The following is a 14,757-nucleotide window of genomic DNA, read 5'->3' on the forward strand; positions in this document are numbered from 1 at the left end:
AATTATTCTCGCCACGCGGCATCGCGCTGCAATACGGGTAAACGTTCGCGCGGATGGCGCAACGACGGCAAACACGCCAGCAAACCGCGCGTATAGGGATGCTGCGCCTGCTGCAACTGCCCGGCATCGAGCAGCTCAACGATGCGGCCGGCGTACATCACCGCCACGCGATCGCAGAAGTGCGACACCAGCGGCAAATCGTGGCTAATCAGAATCAGCCCCATGCCGCGCGCCGACACAAGCTCATCAATCAGCTTAAGGATCTCCGCCTGCACCGTGGCATCCAGCGCGCTGGTGGGTTCATCGGCGATTAACAGTTCCGGATCGGGCGCCAGCATCATGGCAATCATCACGCGCTGACCCATGCCGCCCGAGACTTCATGCGGATAGCGTTGCGCCACGGCTTCAGGGTCGCGAATCTTCACCTGCTCCAGCAGCTCAATCGCCGCCTGCATCGCCGCTTTGTGGCTGCCGCCTTTGTGCTCGCGCCAGGCTTCGGCAATCTGCTGGCCGATGGTCATCACCGGATTGAGCGAATATTTCGGGTCCTGCAGGATAAAACCGACGCGCTTGCCGCGAATTTTGCGCAGCACTTTCTCGCTGGCCCCGCGCAGATCGATGCCGTCAAAGCGCAGCACGTCGGCGCTCACTTCCGCGTTGCCCGGCAGTAGCTGCATCAGGCTGCGCGCGGTCAATGATTTGCCGGAGCCGCTTTCGCCGACAATGGCAAACTTCTCGTGGCCAACGCTAAAACTGACGCCGCGCACCGCTTCAACGGTTTCGCTGCGCGAGCGGAAGGCAACGCGCAGGTTCTCAATTTCCACCAACATTTAGCGCTCCTTGGGATCCAGCACGTCACGCAGACCGTCGCCGAGAAAGTTGAACGCCAGAGACGTCAGGAAAATCGCGATACACGGCATTAATGGCACCCACCATTCGCTGAACAGGAAACGACGCGCGGTGGCGATCATCGTGCCCCATTCCGGTGACGGCGGCTGCGCGCCCATGCCGAGAAAACCGAGGCTGGCAGCGGTGATGATGATGGAGCTCATGTCCAGCGTGACGCGCACAATCAGGCTCGGCACGCACAGCGGCATGATGTGGCGCAGAATAATGCGCAGCGGCGAAGCGCCGGTCAGACGGCTGGCGGCGATAAAGTCGCTGTGACGGAACTGCAGGGTTTCGGCCCGCGCCAGACGCGCATACGGCGGCCACGACGTCAGGGCAATCGCCAGAATCGCGCTCTCCACGCCGGGTTTCAGCGCCGCGACAAAAGCCAGCGCCAGAATCAGACGCGGGAAGGCGAGGAAGATGTCGGTCAAACGCATCAGCGCTTTATCGATGAAACCGCCGGCATAGCCGGCGATGCAGCCAATCAGCAGACCGAGCGGCGCGGTGAGCAGCACCACGGCGATCACCATGCCGAGCGTGGTACGGCCGCCGTAGATAATGCGCGTCCAGACATCGCGCCCCAGCTCATCGGTTCCGAGCCAGTGCGCGGCGGAAGGGGCCGCCAGACGGTTTTCCAGATGCTGCATACCGGGTTCGAACGGCGTCAGCCACGGGGCAAACAGCGCCAGCAGCAGCATCACCGCCACCACCAGCAATCCGGCCATCGCCAGCGGATTACTGCGCAGGCTGAGCCACAGGCGATAACGCCGGCCCCACACCGCCTGGCGGCGATTGGCTGGCGTGTCGTCGAGCAGCCATTCTCGTGAGAAGAAGATCATTTTACGCGCGGGTCCCAAAGTCGATAGAGAAGATCAGCCAGCTGATTGAGCAGCACATACACGGTGCCGACCAGCAAAGTGGCGCCGATCACCGGGTTCATGTCGGCGTTCATCAGCGATGTAGTGAGATATTGGCCGATGCCGGGCCAGGCGAAGACATTTTCCGTCACCACCGCGCCCTCCAGCAATCCGGCGTAGGTCAGCGCCAGCACCGTGACCAGCTGAACCGCCACGGTGGGAAACGCATGCCGCCAAATCACCCGCCGTGACGACAAACCTTTGGCGCGCGCGGTGATCACGAACTCGCCGCTCAGCGCGTTAAGCATAAAGGTGCGCGTCATACGCGTGATGTAGGCCATGCTGAAGTAGGCCAGAATCAGCACCGGCTGCGCCATGTGGGCCAGCGCATCCCAGAAGGCGTCCATTTCCCCGGCCAGCAGCGAATCAATGGTGAGGAAGCCGGTGACCTGCGGCACCATATCCTGCCAGATGATGTCCTGCCGACCGGGGCCGGGCGCGATGCCGAGCACCGCGTAGAACACCAGCAGGCTCAGCAGCGCCAGCACGAACACCGGCAGCGAATGGCCGGCGAGACAGATCACGCGAATGGTTTGATCGACCCACGAACGTTGACGCACCGCCGCCCACACGCCAAGCGGAATGCCAATCAGCGCCGCGATGATGATGGCCGCCGTTGCCAGCTCCATGGTGGCGGGGAAGAAGCGGGCGATATCGGTAATCACCGGATTCGAGGTGAGAATCGATTTACCGAGATCGCCATGCAGCAGTTGATTGAGGTAGTGACCAAACTGCACGTAAAGGGGCTGATCCAGCCCCATTTCCGCACGTACGCGCTCAACCACCGATTGCGGTGCGTTATCACCGACCGCCGCCAGCACCGGATCGGTGGGCATGACGCGGCCAATGAAAAAGGTCAACACCGACAGACCAAACAGCGTCAGCACCAGGCTTCCCAGGGTGCTGACGATTCTCTTCAGTAACGGCATCAGGCTTTTTTCACCTGCGCATACGGCCACTGCTCCAGCACGGTCATGTGGACATCACTCAGCGCTTTGCTGGTGGCCACGTTTTTGGTCTTTTGCATCATGAAAATAAACGGGCTCTTCTCGCGGCCTAACTGCTGAATCTGCTGATAGAGCGCGATGCGCTTCGTCGGATCCGGCTCATGCAGCGCCTGCTCGGTGAGTTTGTTAAATTCATCGTCTGACCAGCTGCAGCGCCACGCCAGCGTTCGCGCACGCGCGTTATCGCTGTTGTCGGTGTTAACGCAGAAGGCTTCGGTGTTGGAGTTGGGATCAAAGTAATCGGCGCCCCAAACCGTCAATGCCAGCTGATGCTTGCGCGCACGCATCTTGGTCAGCACCTGGCGGTTTTCGGCGGCGATAAGGGACACTTTGATGCCAATCGCGCCCAATTGCGTCTGAATCGCCTGCGCGATGTCCGGATAGGGTTGCATGGAGTAGTGATCGAGGGTGATGTCGAAACCGTCCGGATATCCCGCTTCGGCCAGCAGCGCTTTGGCTTTCGCCAGATCTTTGTGGAATGGCGTATCGTCCAGCGCCGCCGGGAAGCCGCTCGGCAGGAAGCTTTGATGGGTGACAAAACTCATCGACAGAATGTTTTTCTGGATGCTGTCGTAATCCAGCGCCCACTTCAGCGCCTGCCACACCTGCGGTTTTTTCAGGTACGGATTATTGGTGTTGCACGACATCAGCATGATGGCCGACAGTGACTGATTCACCAGCGACACGCTGCTGTCGTTTTTCACCTGCAGCAGCTGTTCGGTGGTGAGGTCATATGCGGCATCAACATCGCCTTTTTTCAGCATCAGCGCCTGCGCGGCTGGGTCGGCGATGTGTTTGAGGATCACGCGTTTGGTTTTGCTGGCGCCTTTATATTGCGGGCTAATCTCCAGAATCACCGTTTCACTGGCATTCCAGGTGCGCAGGGTAAAGGCACCGGAACCGGCGCTGTGCTGTTTCAGCCATCCGTTACCGAAGTCGTTGTTCTGCTGGTTCGCCAGACAAGCTTTCTTCGACACGATGCTGCCGACGGTGGCGGACAAGCAGTAGAGCAGGAAGGTTTCGGCCGCCGGCGCGCCGAGTTTCATCTCCACGGTGTGCGCATCTTTCGCGGTGACCCGCTGCGTCACGTTGTCTTTGGTAAAGCCGAACTGGTTGATAATAAAGGCCGGGCTCTTATCCAGCTTGACGATACGCTCAATCGAGAACGCCACGTCTTCTGCGGTAAGCGGCGAACCATCGGCGAATTTGGCCGCCGGATCGAGATGGAACGTGTAAGTGCCGTTATCGCTGCTGACGTCCCAGCTTTGCGCCAGTTGACCAATCACTTTATCGGCTTGCTTTGGATCGGGCGTGACTAAACGTTGATAGAGGTTGCCGCAGATCTGGCCGCCGGTGGCTTCGAAGCTTTCGTGTGGATCGAGGCTGGTGATGTTATCGAGCTGCATCGCGATCACCAGCATGGTCGGTGGCGTCGCGGCAAAGGAAGAATTCAGGCTGAGGTAGGAAACAACAGGTACAGCAGTGCATCCTGCAAGAAAACGTCTTCTGGTAACCATGTAAACTCCCAACTTATTGATAATTAAAATAAAAAATCGTTATTTGATTATTTTTTGTCTTGACTTTAGGCACCCACCGGAGGATTAATACCGGTTCTACGTCCTTTGTTTCACGCGTGTGGTTTTGCCCTTTTATGGTGCAATTTGCTCCGCCAGCTGGCAGTGCTGCGCTTTCCCCCGAACATGGAACTGAACAACATGTCTGACTCGATTACCCTCGATATTCCGGTCTTTGACGGCCACAACGATGTGCTGAATAAGCTGTGGCAGCACCATCAGCCGGACGCGGTTAATGCCTTTTTTACTGGCACCAAAACGGGCCAAATGGACTTGCCGCGTATCCGTCAGGGAAATATGGTAGGTGGCATTTTCGCCACCTGGGTGCCGTCCCACCCTCTGATTGCAAGAAGTGCGCCAGACCTCGCAGATTTTCCTCAGGAAATTATCAACTCAGCGCGCGACGCGACCTTTTCCATGCTGGCGCTGCTGCTGCGCATTGAGCAGGCCTCGAATGGCCAGGTGAAGATTTGCCGCAGCGTGCGCGAGATTCGTCACTGCATGGCGAACAAGGTGTTAGCGGTGGTGATGCACGTCGAAGGTGCGGAAGCGCTGGATACCCACGGCGAGCTGCTCGACATGCTGTACGCCAGCGGCTTGCGCACGCTGGGACCGCTGTGGAGCCGCCCGAATCAGTTCGGCGACGGCGTGCCGTTCCTCTATCCCTCGTCGCCAGATATCGGCAACGGCCTGACGGCTGCGGGCAAGCAGCTGGTGCGCGACTGTAATCGCCGCCGCATCATGGTCGACTTGTCGCATATGGATGAGAAAGGCTTCTGGCACACCGCGGAAATCAGCGATGCGCCGCTGGTGGCGAGCCACTCCAACGCGCATGTGCTCAGCGCGCAGTCGCGTAATCTCACCGATCGCCAGCTGGCGGCGATTGCCGAAACCAACGGCTTTGTCGGCGTCAATTTTGCCGTGCCGTTCCTGCGTGAAGATGGCGATCGCCATGCGCCGACCGGCGTCGATGCCATCGTGCGTCACGTTGAGTATCTGCTGGAAAAAGTGGGGGAAGAGGGCGTCGGTTTTGGTTCGGATCTCGATGGCGCCACCATGCCGGGCGATCTGAAGGACGTGGCCGGATTCCCGCTACTGGTGCAGGCGCTGGCGCAACGCGGCTATTCACGCGAGCTGCTGGAGAAGATTTGCCACGGCAACTGGCTGCGCGTGCTTGAAGCCACCTGGGGCGAATAATCATGCGGCTGCGGCATATCGAAGTCTTTCAGGCGATTGTGCAGACCGGCAGCATCAGTGCGGCGGCGCGTTTGCTAAATGTGTCGCAGCCGAATGTCAGCCGCGTGCTTAATCACGCCGAGCAGCAGCTCGGTTTTGCGCTGTTTGAGCGGCGCGCGCAGGGCATGGTGGTGACGGCAGAAGGGCGGCGCTTGCTGCCGGAAGTGGAAGATATCTATCAGCGTTTACAGGCGATTACCCAGCTGACCGAGCAACTGCGGCGCGGCGAAGGGCAAACGGTGCGCGTCGGTGCTGCGCATGCGTTTGGTCAGATGGTGTTAGCGCCCGCGCTGGTGAACTGGCGGCAACAAGCGGCATCGGTCAGCGTGGAATTGGTCACCGAGCATTTCAGCACCTTGTGCGGCATGATCATGGCTAATCAGCTCGATTTCGCGCTGGTGTTTGGTCAGCAGGTGGATGCCGATTTACTGGCGGAACCGCTGTTTCAGTCGTCGATGGTGGCGTTGCTGCCGCGCGATCACACCCACCATGAGCCGGTGACGCTGGAGTGGCTGTGCGCCAACAACCTGTTGATGATGCAGAATCAGGATCCGCTCGGTCGGGTGCTGCACCGCGCGCTGCGCGATAAAGGGCTCAATCCGGCGGTATCACTGTCGATTAAAACCTATTCGGTGATTGCCGATATGGTGCTGGCGGGCGGCGGCGTCGGGATTGTCGATCTGTTTACCGCGTGCCGTTATGCCGACCAGCTCAAGTTGTTGCCGGTCGCGCAGCCGCTACCGTTTGAAGTGATGTTAATCAGTCGCCGCGATCAACCGCAGTCGCAATCAACGCTGCAGCTGAAACAGGTGATTCGCAACAAGCTGTGGGAGATCGCGCGCCAGTGTGAATCGCGGTTTTTTACCCACCCGGCATAACGCCAATTGCCGGTGCGCATATTCATAGGCATCCGGTCGCCATGCATGGCGACTTTACGGAGCTTACAGCGATTGTGAATTAAGAAAACACATTGCTGCTGCAGCGAGGGTGTTGAGGCGACATCCCAATCCGCTGAACGATTGAGGGATTCCAGGACGAGCCGCATGGATGCGGCGAGAGGTGGCGTTGAGCAGGAGCGAATCGACACCGGTCCGTCAGGAATCGTGAATGAGTGAAGGTACCGCGAAGCGGCGGGTTGGGCTGGCGCAAGGCCTGGGAGTGCAGAGGGCGTGGCCAGACGCCCTCTGCTCGGTCGCCGCACGAAGGTGCTGCAACTGCCTCAGTACGAGGCGAACGAAAGTCGCACTGCGCTTAACTGACATGTATTACGCCATTCCTGGCGACCATTCAAACCCCATCGGTAATCGGCTTACGCACCAGCAGCAAATAGGCCAGCGCACCCACCACCGTCACACCGGCGCAAATCATCAACGCCAGGCTAAACGACTTGGTGGTATCCAGCACCCAACCGGTGATCACCGGGGCGAACGAGGCGAACACGAAGCTGGCGAAGTTCTGGATGCTGCCGACCGAGGCGGTCATGCGCGCCGTGACGTTGGCGTGAATCAGACCCCAGCACGATGTACCGGCAAAGTGGATGCAGAACAGCGCCATACCAATCATGGTGACCGCGCTGGTGGTGTCGGTGGCACGCGTTACAAAGGCGGTAAACGCGGCGGACAACAGCATGCCGGTGACGATTGAGATCTTACGCACCTTCACCGCATCATGGCCGCGACGCACCAGCGCATCGACCACATAACCGTTCAGCAGCATGCCCGCCGCGCCGAACAGGAATGGAATCGCGGCCAGTAAACCGGTGCTTTTCAGATCAAGATTATAAGTGGATTGCAGATAGCCCGGTAGCCACGCGATATACAGCCACGCGGTGTAGTTGATGCCGCTGAAGCCAATCATCATGCCCCACATGGTGCGCTGCCTGAACAGGCCGCGCCACTCGGCAAAACTCAGCGGCTCTTTGCGCGATGCCACGCTGCCCGCCTGCAGATAGTGAATCTCTTCACCGCTCAGCGTGTTGTTATCGCGATCGCGGTACATCAGATACCAGCCGATGGCGAGAAACATGCCGAGCACGCCGATAGTGATAAACATGCCGCGCCAGCCCATCACCATCATCATCGCGGCCAAAATCGGTGGCGCAATCGACAAGCCAATCATCGAAGCGGCGTTAAACATGCCCATCGGCATGCCGCGATCTTTGATGTTGAACCAGTCGTTGATCACCTTGACGCCGCACGGGTTCATCGGCGCTTCGCCAATACCTAAGCCGATACGCACCAAAATAAACTGGGTGAAGTTATGCACCAAACCGGCGGCCGCCTGGAACAGCGACCAGAAGAACATACCAATCGCCAGCATGATGCGCGGCCCTTTGCGATCGAGCAGCGCACCGCACGGCAGCTGCGCTAAGCCATACGCCAGCGAGAAGGCCGACAGCAGCACGCCAATTTCAGTCGCGGATAAACCCAGCTCTCCCCGAATGGTCATATTGGCCACCGACAGCGAACTGCGGTCGAGATAGTTGATCATGGCAGCGAACAGCAGCAGCAGCATGGCGGTAATCTGGATCTTTCTGATGCGCGGCGAGCGCACCACGTCACTGCGTGCCGGGATAAAATCTTGCCCGTCTGCAGCCGGTTGTGGCGCGTTTTCGCGGCCACGAGCCGAAGTATTTTCCATTGCGACCTCCCGGATCTGGGTACTTATCGTTATGCGTTTGTGTGGGATCCTGCGGCAGCAAAACGGTGCTGCCCCAACGGATTGACTTCGAGACTAGAAGCAATCAGATCGGGATGTTGCGGAGATGTTTCAGATTCGTGCGGGAGCTAATGCTTTGTGGTTTTTAATCGGTTTTTAATTGTACTGGCGGATCGAACGGATCATCGATGTTTTGGCGGTGCCGAGGTGAGTGTGCAGGGCGCACAAGGCTTCGACATCCTGACGGCTAATTAGCGCTGTCAGAATCGCCATATGTTCCTCCAGCGCCACGATATTTCTCTGCTTAAGATCGGTTTCATCCCATTGATAATGCGAGTGAAAAATCACGGAAATAATCTCCAGCGACTGATTAAAAAACGGATTGTTGGCGGCGGAGAGAATCAGCGTGTGCATCTCTTTATCCAGCGCGGCGAAGTGGCGGTAATTGCTGGCGATGGTGTCACGCATCGAACGATGGCGATCCAGCAGGTCGCGCGCCTGCATCCAGCGCTCATCCTGCGAGGGCAGGTTGAGAAAACGGGTCAGCGCGTGGGTTTCCAGCATTTCACGCAGCTCAAACAGGTTCTCGGCATACTTCTGATCGAACTTCTTCATGCGCCATTGTCCGCGCTTTACCGGTTCCAGCAGGTCATAACGCATAAAGCGCAGCAGGAATTCACGTACCACAACCGGACTGACCTTCACCTGCTGGGCTAACTGCAGCTCGCTAAAGGTATCGCCCGGCATCAGCTGACGCTGATTAATCAGGTTAAAAAAGGTCTGCTCAAACTGCAGCGCCTGCTGATCGATCGGCGGCGTCAGGGCGTTAAAACCATCTTCTTCGCTGGGATCGCGCACGATAACGTAGGTTTCATCCACCTTTTCCAGCACGCCGCGCTCATGCAGATGCTGCAAAGTGTGGCGCACCGTAGTGCGGCTGATGTTGAACATCTCAGCCAGCGCCGCCTGCGGGGGCAACGGCGAACGGATATGCCGTTTGGCAATGCCTTCCAGCATCTGGTTAATCACGTTCTGACGTAGATTCTGGCTGCGGCTCATACGCGTCTCCGGTTTTTTATCTATTAAAAACCATACAAAGCCCAAAAAAAGCGGTTGGCTTCACACTTCCCCCAACGCAAAACGCTGCCATCGGCGATTTTCGCCATAACTGCGACAACAGCACAGGAGAAGCCAATGACAACGATGAAAACGCTGGTGGTCGCCGAGCCGCGCCAGATGGTATGGCAGCAGCGCGCGAAGCCGACGCCCGCCGCCCATGAAGTACTGATCAAACCGATCGCCGCCGGCATTTGTGGCACCGATATCCACGCCTGGGCCGGAAATCAGCCGTTTTTCAGCTATCCACGCGTGTTGGGGCATGAGCTGTGTGGCGAAGTGGTAGAACTCGGCAGCCAGGCCAGCGGCTTCAGGCTGGGCCAGCGCGTGGCGCTGATTCCTTACGTTGCCTGCCAGCAGTGCGATGCCTGTTTAAGTGGCAAAACCAACTGCTGCGAAAAAATCTCGGTGATTGGGGTGCATCAGGATGGCGGTTTCTGCGAATACCTTAGCGTGCCGACCAGCAATTTGCTGGCGGTGGATGAGGTTGATCCCGAAGCCGCCGCGCTGATTGAACCCTTCGCCATCAGCGCGCATGCGGTGCGCCGTGCGGCCGTTACGGCGGATGAGCAGGTTTTGGTGGTGGGTGCAGGTCCGATTGGCCTTGGCGTGGCCGCGATTGCGGCGGCGGCGGGGGCGAATGTGGTGGTGGCCGACACCAGCGAGCAACGCCGTGCACACGTAGCGCAGAAGCTGGGTTTGGCGACGGTAAATCCATTAGACGCCGATTTTGAGGCGCAGTTGCGGGCGGAGTTTGGTGGGCGTTTGCCGGCCAAAGTGATCGATGCCACCGGCAGCCCAGCGGCGATGAACGGCGCGGTGAAACTGATTCGTCACGGCGGCACCATCGTGTTTGTCGGCCTGCACAAAGGCGATCTGGTGATCCCGGATATCGAGTTCCACAAAAAGGAAACCACGCTGCTGGGCAGCCGCAACGCCACGCTGGAAGATTTCGCGAAAGTAGGCGAACTGATGGCGAACGGGCAGCTTCGTGCCGACATGATGCTCAATCGCCATTATGATTTTTCTAAACTGGCAGATAACTTTGAAGCGGATGTGATTAACAACCGGGAACTGATTAAGGGCGTGATTCACTTCGAACGTTGATATTGGCACCAACCGTAGCGGCGCAATTTATTACGCAAAGAGGGGTTGGCACGGTGCCTTCACTGATGCGCGCGATAGATCGCGCCGCGACAACACTGTGCCTCCTTCACCATATTGTCTGCATTGCCAAGCCAGCGTATTATCTCCCGCCTAAGGTGATGGCGTGCCACCTTCCCCAACCGCCGTTCTGGTCACAGACGGCTGATGACGCCTGACAACACTCGTATCCCTGCGCGGGAGACGGCGGTGTGTCAGGTGTTATTCTGTCCTGCCGCGGCCCTGCGCGTCATTCATATCAGGAGCTCCAAACTATGTTGAAATCGTTACTGGCGGTGGTGCTGGGCGGTGCGGTGGGCTGTACGCTGCGTTGGTTGATCTCATTACGTTTTAACGCGCTGTTTCCCAATTTGCCGCCCGGCACCTTGATGGTGAATCTGGTGGGCGGTTTTATCATCGGTGCGGCGCTGGCTTTCTTTGTGCGTAATCCGCATATCGATCCCTTTTGGAAACTGTTAATTGTCACTGGCTTGTGTGGCGGCTTAACCACCTTTTCCACTTTTTCTGCAGAAATTGTTGGGTTGCTACAATCAGGTAAATACCTTTGGGCGATGTCGAGCGTGATGGTGCATGTTATTGGTTCGCTGCTGATGACCTTCGCCGGTTTTGCCGCGGTCAATCTGCTCGGATAACCATCGCGCTTGAAATAACTCCTCAGAGGTAGATACTGATCGCCATTCTGTGCGCGTGACGCACAGAATTTGTCACCGATTATCCGGACGATTAAGGAGCTGTGTCATGCGTTGTAACCCTAAATTCCTTAACCTGGTGTTGTTAAACGGTGAACCTGAGGAGAAGCTGCGTGCCGCACGCGCCGCCGGTTTCGATCAGGTTGAGATCTGGCGCGACGATGTGCAAGCCAGTACGCCACAGTTAGCGAAGCAGTTGCAGCTTGGCTTCACCAATGTACAGGTGCTGCGCGATTTCACCGGTGCGCCGGATCGCGACCGCCAGCAAAAACGCGAAGAGCTGCGTCAGTTTATTCAGATTGCCCAAACCATCGGCTGCGACACCATTCAGGCACCGGCCAGCACGCGTGAAGATTGTGTGGCGGCGCGTATTGATGAAGATTTACGTTGGATGGCATCGGAAGCCGCGCGCTACAACATGCGCATCATGTATGAGCCGATGGCGTGGTGCAGCGTAGATAACACGCTGCCGCTGGCGTGGGAACGCTTGCAACGGCTGGACCAGCCGAATATCGGTTTGGTGGTCGATCTGTTCCACATCTGCGCGTTAGGCGGCGATGCGTCGCAGCTGGATGGCATTCCCGCCGACCGTATCTACGAAGTGCAGCTGTGCGATATGGCCGACATGCCACCGCAGGATAAGCAGCCGCTTAGCGAGTACGCGCGTCACCAGCGCCTGTTGCCGGGCGATGGCATCATCGAAGTGGAACGCTTTGTCGATAAGCTGAAAAGTGCCGGTTACAGCGGGCCGGTTGGCATTGAAGTGTTCAACGATAGGTTGAAGGCGCAGCCAGCAGACGTGGCTGCGCAAAAAGCGTGGCAGGCGTTAAATCGTTACTGGCCTTAATCCTGCAAACATTGCGCAATAAAACCGGCGGCATCCATCGCACCCTGCGATGAAATGGTGTGGCCGGTTGCCGCTTCATAACGCGCTTCCACCGTCACGCCAGCCTGCTGTAAACGTTGCTCCGCCGATACGCTTTCGCTAAACGGAATCACCTCATCGGCTTTGCCGTGAATCAGCAGCGCAGGCGTATACGGCTGCGGCGTTAATGCGCCATCAAATGCCAGACGGCCGGAAAAGGCCACCACGCCAGCCAGCGGATAAAGGCCCGACGCCAGCGCATCTAACGCCATGATCGAACCCTGCGAAAAGCCCACCAGAATCACTTTGTCCCACGCATCCGCCATGCCGTGCTGCGCCATCAGCTGCTGCAGCGTGTTATCAAAGGCCGCGCGCGCTTCACGCACGCGCGCCGGGCGGTTTTCGGGCGTGATGCCGGTCAGGCTAAACCACTGATATCCCATCGCATGTTCAAAAGGATAGGGCGCATTCGGCGAGGCAAACGCCACATCCGGCAGCAGGCGCGCCCAATGTTCGCCGAGCACCGCGAGATCATCGCCGTTGCTGCCGACGCCATGTAAAAAAATCACTAACGCTTTTGCCATCGCACTGCTCCTTATAAACCGTAGGCCGCCATATCCGGGCCAACCGGCACAATGCCGTTGGGATTCAGCGCTTTAATCGAATAATAGCCCTGCTTGATATGATCGATATTCACCGTCTCACGCACGCCAGAGACCGACAGCATACTCTTCAGATAACGATCGAGCAGCGGATAGTCGCGCAGGCGGCGCAGGTTGCATTTAAACAGGCCGTGATAGGCGGCGTCAAAGCGCACCAGCGTGACGAACAGGCGGATATCCGCTTCGGTTAAGCGCTCGCCGAGCAGGAAAGTACGGCCATCCTGCAAGCGCAGCTCCAGCTCATCCAACTGGCTGAACACATCGTTGAACGCCTGCTGATAACTCACCTGCGTGGTAGCAAAACCGGCGCGATAGACGCCGTTATTCAGGCGCGGATAGATCGATTCGTTTAGCGCGTCGATCTCAGCGCGCAGATCCTCGGGATAAAGATCGATGCGATCGTCCGCCAGCGCGCCAAAGCCGCTGTTCAGCATGCGCAGGATATCGGCTGACTCATTATTGACGATGGTTTGCGTCTTTTTGTCCCACAGCACCGGCACGGTGGCGCGGCCGGTGAAATCGGCATCGGCACGGGTGTAGAGTTCGTGAAGGTATTCGGCTTTATTCAGCCAGTCGCGATCTGCGCCAGGATAATCACCGAAGCGCCAGCCTTGCGCGCCGAGCTGCGGCTCAACCACCGACACGCTGATGACCTTATCCAGCCCTTTCAGACTGCGCGCCAGCAGCGTGCGCGAGGCCCAAGGACAAATCAGCGCCACATAGAGGTGATAACGATCCGGCTCGGCAGCGAATGCGCTGGAACCATCTGCGCTAATCCAGTGACGAAAACGGGATGTCTGGCGCACAAATCCGCCTTGTTGATCGGTGGCTTGCACCGGATGCCACTCTGCACTCCACTTACCGTTTACCAGCATCGTCTTCTCTCCTCAGTGTTGATGAAGTGAGCATACAGCGCTGATGGTTAGGCGATAATCCGGGCAAAATGGCTTTCATTGCTTCCAAATTGGAAGGAATCAGCCGGGCGGATGGTGCTGGAAATGGGCGGCGAGGAAATCGATCAGCAGCCGGGTTTTCTGCGCCAGATGACGCGCCGGCGGATAGAGCGCGAACAGGCCCATGGGCGGCGTGGCGAATTCCTCTAATAGCGAGACGATTTCACCGCGCTGCAGGGCGGGTGCGGCAATAAAACCTGGTAGCCGCGCAATGCCCAATCCGGCGATCGCCGCCTGCAAACAGGCTTCGGTATTGGAGAAACAGAGACGACCGCGAATCGGCATGCTGACGCTGTCGCCGCACGGCGTCACGAACGGCCAATGCCAGGGATCGCGGAAGTTGGTATCGCTGATGCACTGATGAGCCGCCAAATCGCGCCAGTGCTGCGGCGTGCCGTGTTGCAGCAGATAACCGGAAGACGCCGCCACGCGAATCGGCACATCGCCAAGGCGGCGCGCGATTAGGCTGCTGTCATCAAGCTTGCCGATGCGAATCGCCATATCAAAGCCTTCATCGACAATGTTAACTGCACGATCGGAGAAATTCACGTCGAGTTCGATCTGCGGATAATGACGCGCGAACTCCACCAGCACGCTGGCCAGCACCGCAGTACCAAAGGTGCCGGGCGCGCTGATCTTCAGGCGGCCGCTCGGCGTAGTGGCGCTGTCGCGCACCGTGGCATCCAGCGTATCAAAGGCTTCGAGTAGCGTTTTTACCCGTTCGTAATAGGCGCGACCGATTTCGGTGGGTGAGAGTGCGCGCGTGCTGCGTTTAAACAGCTGCACCCCGAGTTCCTGCTCCAGCCGGGAGACCAGCTTCGACGCCTGGCCGCTGCTGGTGCCGAGGCGTTCGGCAGCGCCGGCGAAGCTGCCCACTTCCAGCACGGCGACAAACATGCGGTCACAATCGAGGCGATCCATGGCGTTTCCTGACGGCTAAAAAAGCTGAGTATACACATGCCTAAAGGGCGCGCGATAAATCGCGCCGCTACGGAACTATCCACAGGTCGGTTGCGGGCACAAAG

At 58.2% G+C, this 14,757-nt stretch carries 14 protein-coding genes and 1 riboswitch; of the genes, 5 read left to right on the forward strand and 9 right to left on the reverse strand.

Translation table 11 applies throughout. The annotated features are described in order from the left end of the window. Positions 1–2: 2 nt before the first annotated feature. Genes K5Y33_RS21070 through K5Y33_RS21085 form a run of 4 tightly spaced genes read right to left on the reverse strand, consistent with a single transcriptional unit; the run spans position 3 to position 4,332 of the window. Complete coding sequence (locus tag K5Y33_RS21070) at positions 3–830, reverse strand: ABC transporter ATP-binding protein (RefSeq protein WP_192415463.1); 828 nt, start codon at positions 828–830, stop codon at positions 3–5. Continuing rightward, positions 831–1,730 carry an ABC transporter permease gene (locus K5Y33_RS21075; protein WP_061719814.1) on the reverse strand — a complete coding sequence of 300 codons (900 nt, stop codon included), beginning with the start codon at positions 1,728–1,730 and terminating at the stop codon, positions 831–833. It abuts the gene before it with no gap. Continuing rightward, a complete protein-coding gene (locus K5Y33_RS21080; RefSeq protein WP_222235037.1) occupies positions 1,727–2,737 on the reverse strand; it encodes an ABC transporter permease in 1,011 nt (336 codons plus the stop codon). The genes K5Y33_RS21075 and K5Y33_RS21080 overlap by 4 nt, the downstream gene beginning before the upstream one ends. Then, the gene (locus tag K5Y33_RS21085; protein WP_222235038.1) at positions 2,737–4,332 is read right to left on the reverse strand and encodes an ABC transporter substrate-binding protein; all 1,596 of its coding nucleotides are present in this window, start codon (positions 4,330–4,332) and stop codon (positions 2,737–2,739) included. The genes K5Y33_RS21080 and K5Y33_RS21085 overlap by 1 nt, the downstream gene beginning before the upstream one ends. A gap of 198 nt (positions 4,333–4,530) precedes the next feature. On the opposite strand from K5Y33_RS21085, the gene K5Y33_RS21090 reads away from it, so the two are divergent. Together K5Y33_RS21090 and K5Y33_RS21095 are read left to right on the forward strand one after the other, a co-directional pair. Further along, complete coding sequence (locus K5Y33_RS21090; protein ID WP_101762792.1) at positions 4,531–5,586, forward strand: dipeptidase; 1,056 nt, start codon at positions 4,531–4,533, stop codon at positions 5,584–5,586. A gap of 2 nt (positions 5,587–5,588) precedes the next feature. Then, positions 5,589–6,503, forward strand: coding sequence for a LysR family transcriptional regulator (locus tag K5Y33_RS21095; RefSeq protein ID WP_222235039.1), 915 nt, complete (start codon positions 5,589–5,591; stop codon positions 6,501–6,503). A gap of 409 nt (positions 6,504–6,912) precedes the next feature. On the opposite strand, the gene K5Y33_RS21100 is transcribed toward K5Y33_RS21095, so the two are convergent. Next, positions 6,913–8,265 carry an MFS transporter gene (locus K5Y33_RS21100; protein ID WP_222235040.1) on the reverse strand — a complete coding sequence of 451 codons (1,353 nt, stop codon included), beginning with the start codon at positions 8,263–8,265 and terminating at the stop codon, positions 6,913–6,915. A 174-nt stretch (positions 8,266–8,439) separates the two neighbouring features. Next, positions 8,440–9,342, reverse strand: a complete 903-nt coding sequence (locus K5Y33_RS21105; RefSeq protein WP_192236923.1) for a GntR family transcriptional regulator — start codon at positions 9,340–9,342, stop codon at positions 8,440–8,442. Between the two features lie 135 nt (positions 9,343–9,477). Between K5Y33_RS21105 and K5Y33_RS21110 the strand changes: the two genes are divergently transcribed. From K5Y33_RS21110 to K5Y33_RS21120, 3 genes are all read left to right on the forward strand, one after another. Next, positions 9,478–10,506, forward strand: coding sequence for a zinc-binding alcohol dehydrogenase family protein (locus tag K5Y33_RS21110; protein WP_222235041.1), 1,029 nt, complete (start codon positions 9,478–9,480; stop codon positions 10,504–10,506). Positions 10,507–10,651: 145 nt separating this feature from the next. Next, positions 10,652–10,727, forward strand: a riboswitch (Fluoride riboswitch). 90 nt (positions 10,728–10,817) lie between these two features. Beyond that, entirely contained in the window at positions 10,818–11,195 is a 378-nt protein-coding gene (gene crcB, locus K5Y33_RS21115; protein WP_101762757.1) for a fluoride efflux transporter CrcB, read from the forward strand. Between the two features lie 106 nt (positions 11,196–11,301). Further along, positions 11,302–12,099, forward strand: coding sequence for a sugar phosphate isomerase/epimerase (locus tag K5Y33_RS21120; protein WP_222235042.1), 798 nt, complete (start codon positions 11,302–11,304; stop codon positions 12,097–12,099). Here K5Y33_RS21120 and K5Y33_RS21125 read toward each other — a convergent pair. The 3 genes from K5Y33_RS21125 to K5Y33_RS21135 form a co-directional block, all read right to left on the reverse strand. Next, positions 12,096–12,701 carry an alpha/beta hydrolase gene (locus K5Y33_RS21125; protein WP_222235043.1) on the reverse strand — a complete coding sequence of 202 codons (606 nt, stop codon included), beginning with the start codon at positions 12,699–12,701 and terminating at the stop codon, positions 12,096–12,098. The genes K5Y33_RS21120 and K5Y33_RS21125 overlap by 4 nt on opposite strands. Before the next feature lie 11 nt (positions 12,702–12,712). Beyond that, the gene (locus K5Y33_RS21130; RefSeq protein WP_222235044.1) at positions 12,713–13,654 is read right to left on the reverse strand and encodes a glutathione S-transferase family protein; all 942 of its coding nucleotides are present in this window, start codon (positions 13,652–13,654) and stop codon (positions 12,713–12,715) included. Between the two features lie 99 nt (positions 13,655–13,753). Continuing rightward, positions 13,754–14,653, reverse strand: a complete 900-nt coding sequence (locus K5Y33_RS21135; RefSeq protein ID WP_110867690.1) for a LysR family transcriptional regulator — start codon at positions 14,651–14,653, stop codon at positions 13,754–13,756. Positions 14,654–14,757 lie beyond the last annotated feature (104 nt).

Source organism: Pantoea sp. DY-17, from assembly GCF_019795975.1.
GTDB classification, from domain to species: Bacteria; Pseudomonadota; Gammaproteobacteria; order Enterobacterales; family Enterobacteriaceae; genus Pantoea; species Pantoea leporis.

Bases quoted from the DNA above. Each gene is read 5' to 3' on its own strand.
- K5Y33_RS21070 (WP_192415463.1), bottom strand. From the start codon at position 830: ATGTTGGTGGAAATTGAGAACCTGCGCGTTGCCTTCCGCTCGCGCAGC.
- K5Y33_RS21075 (WP_061719814.1), bottom strand. From the start codon at position 1,730: ATGATCTTCTTCTCACGAGAATGGCTGCTCGACGACACGCCAGCCAAT.
- K5Y33_RS21080 (WP_222235037.1), bottom strand. From the start codon at position 2,737: ATGCCGTTACTGAAGAGAATCGTCAGCACCCTGGGAAGCCTGGTGCTG.
- K5Y33_RS21085 (WP_222235038.1), bottom strand. From the start codon at position 4,332: ATGGTTACCAGAAGACGTTTTCTTGCAGGATGCACTGCTGTACCTGTT.
- K5Y33_RS21090 (WP_101762792.1), top strand. From the start codon at position 4,531: ATGTCTGACTCGATTACCCTCGATATTCCGGTCTTTGACGGCCACAAC.
- K5Y33_RS21095 (WP_222235039.1), top strand. From the start codon at position 5,589: ATGCGGCTGCGGCATATCGAAGTCTTTCAGGCGATTGTGCAGACCGGC.
- K5Y33_RS21100 (WP_222235040.1), bottom strand. From the start codon at position 8,265: ATGGAAAATACTTCGGCTCGTGGCCGCGAAAACGCGCCACAACCGGCT.
- K5Y33_RS21105 (WP_192236923.1), bottom strand. From the start codon at position 9,342: ATGAGCCGCAGCCAGAATCTACGTCAGAACGTGATTAACCAGATGCTG.
- K5Y33_RS21110 (WP_222235041.1), top strand. From the start codon at position 9,478: ATGACAACGATGAAAACGCTGGTGGTCGCCGAGCCGCGCCAGATGGTA.
- crcB (WP_101762757.1), top strand. From the start codon at position 10,818: ATGTTGAAATCGTTACTGGCGGTGGTGCTGGGCGGTGCGGTGGGCTGT.
- K5Y33_RS21120 (WP_222235042.1), top strand. From the start codon at position 11,302: ATGCGTTGTAACCCTAAATTCCTTAACCTGGTGTTGTTAAACGGTGAA.
- K5Y33_RS21125 (WP_222235043.1), bottom strand. From the start codon at position 12,701: ATGGCAAAAGCGTTAGTGATTTTTTTACATGGCGTCGGCAGCAACGGC.
- K5Y33_RS21130 (WP_222235044.1), bottom strand. From the start codon at position 13,654: ATGCTGGTAAACGGTAAGTGGAGTGCAGAGTGGCATCCGGTGCAAGCC.
- K5Y33_RS21135 (WP_110867690.1), bottom strand. From the start codon at position 14,653: ATGGATCGCCTCGATTGTGACCGCATGTTTGTCGCCGTGCTGGAAGTG.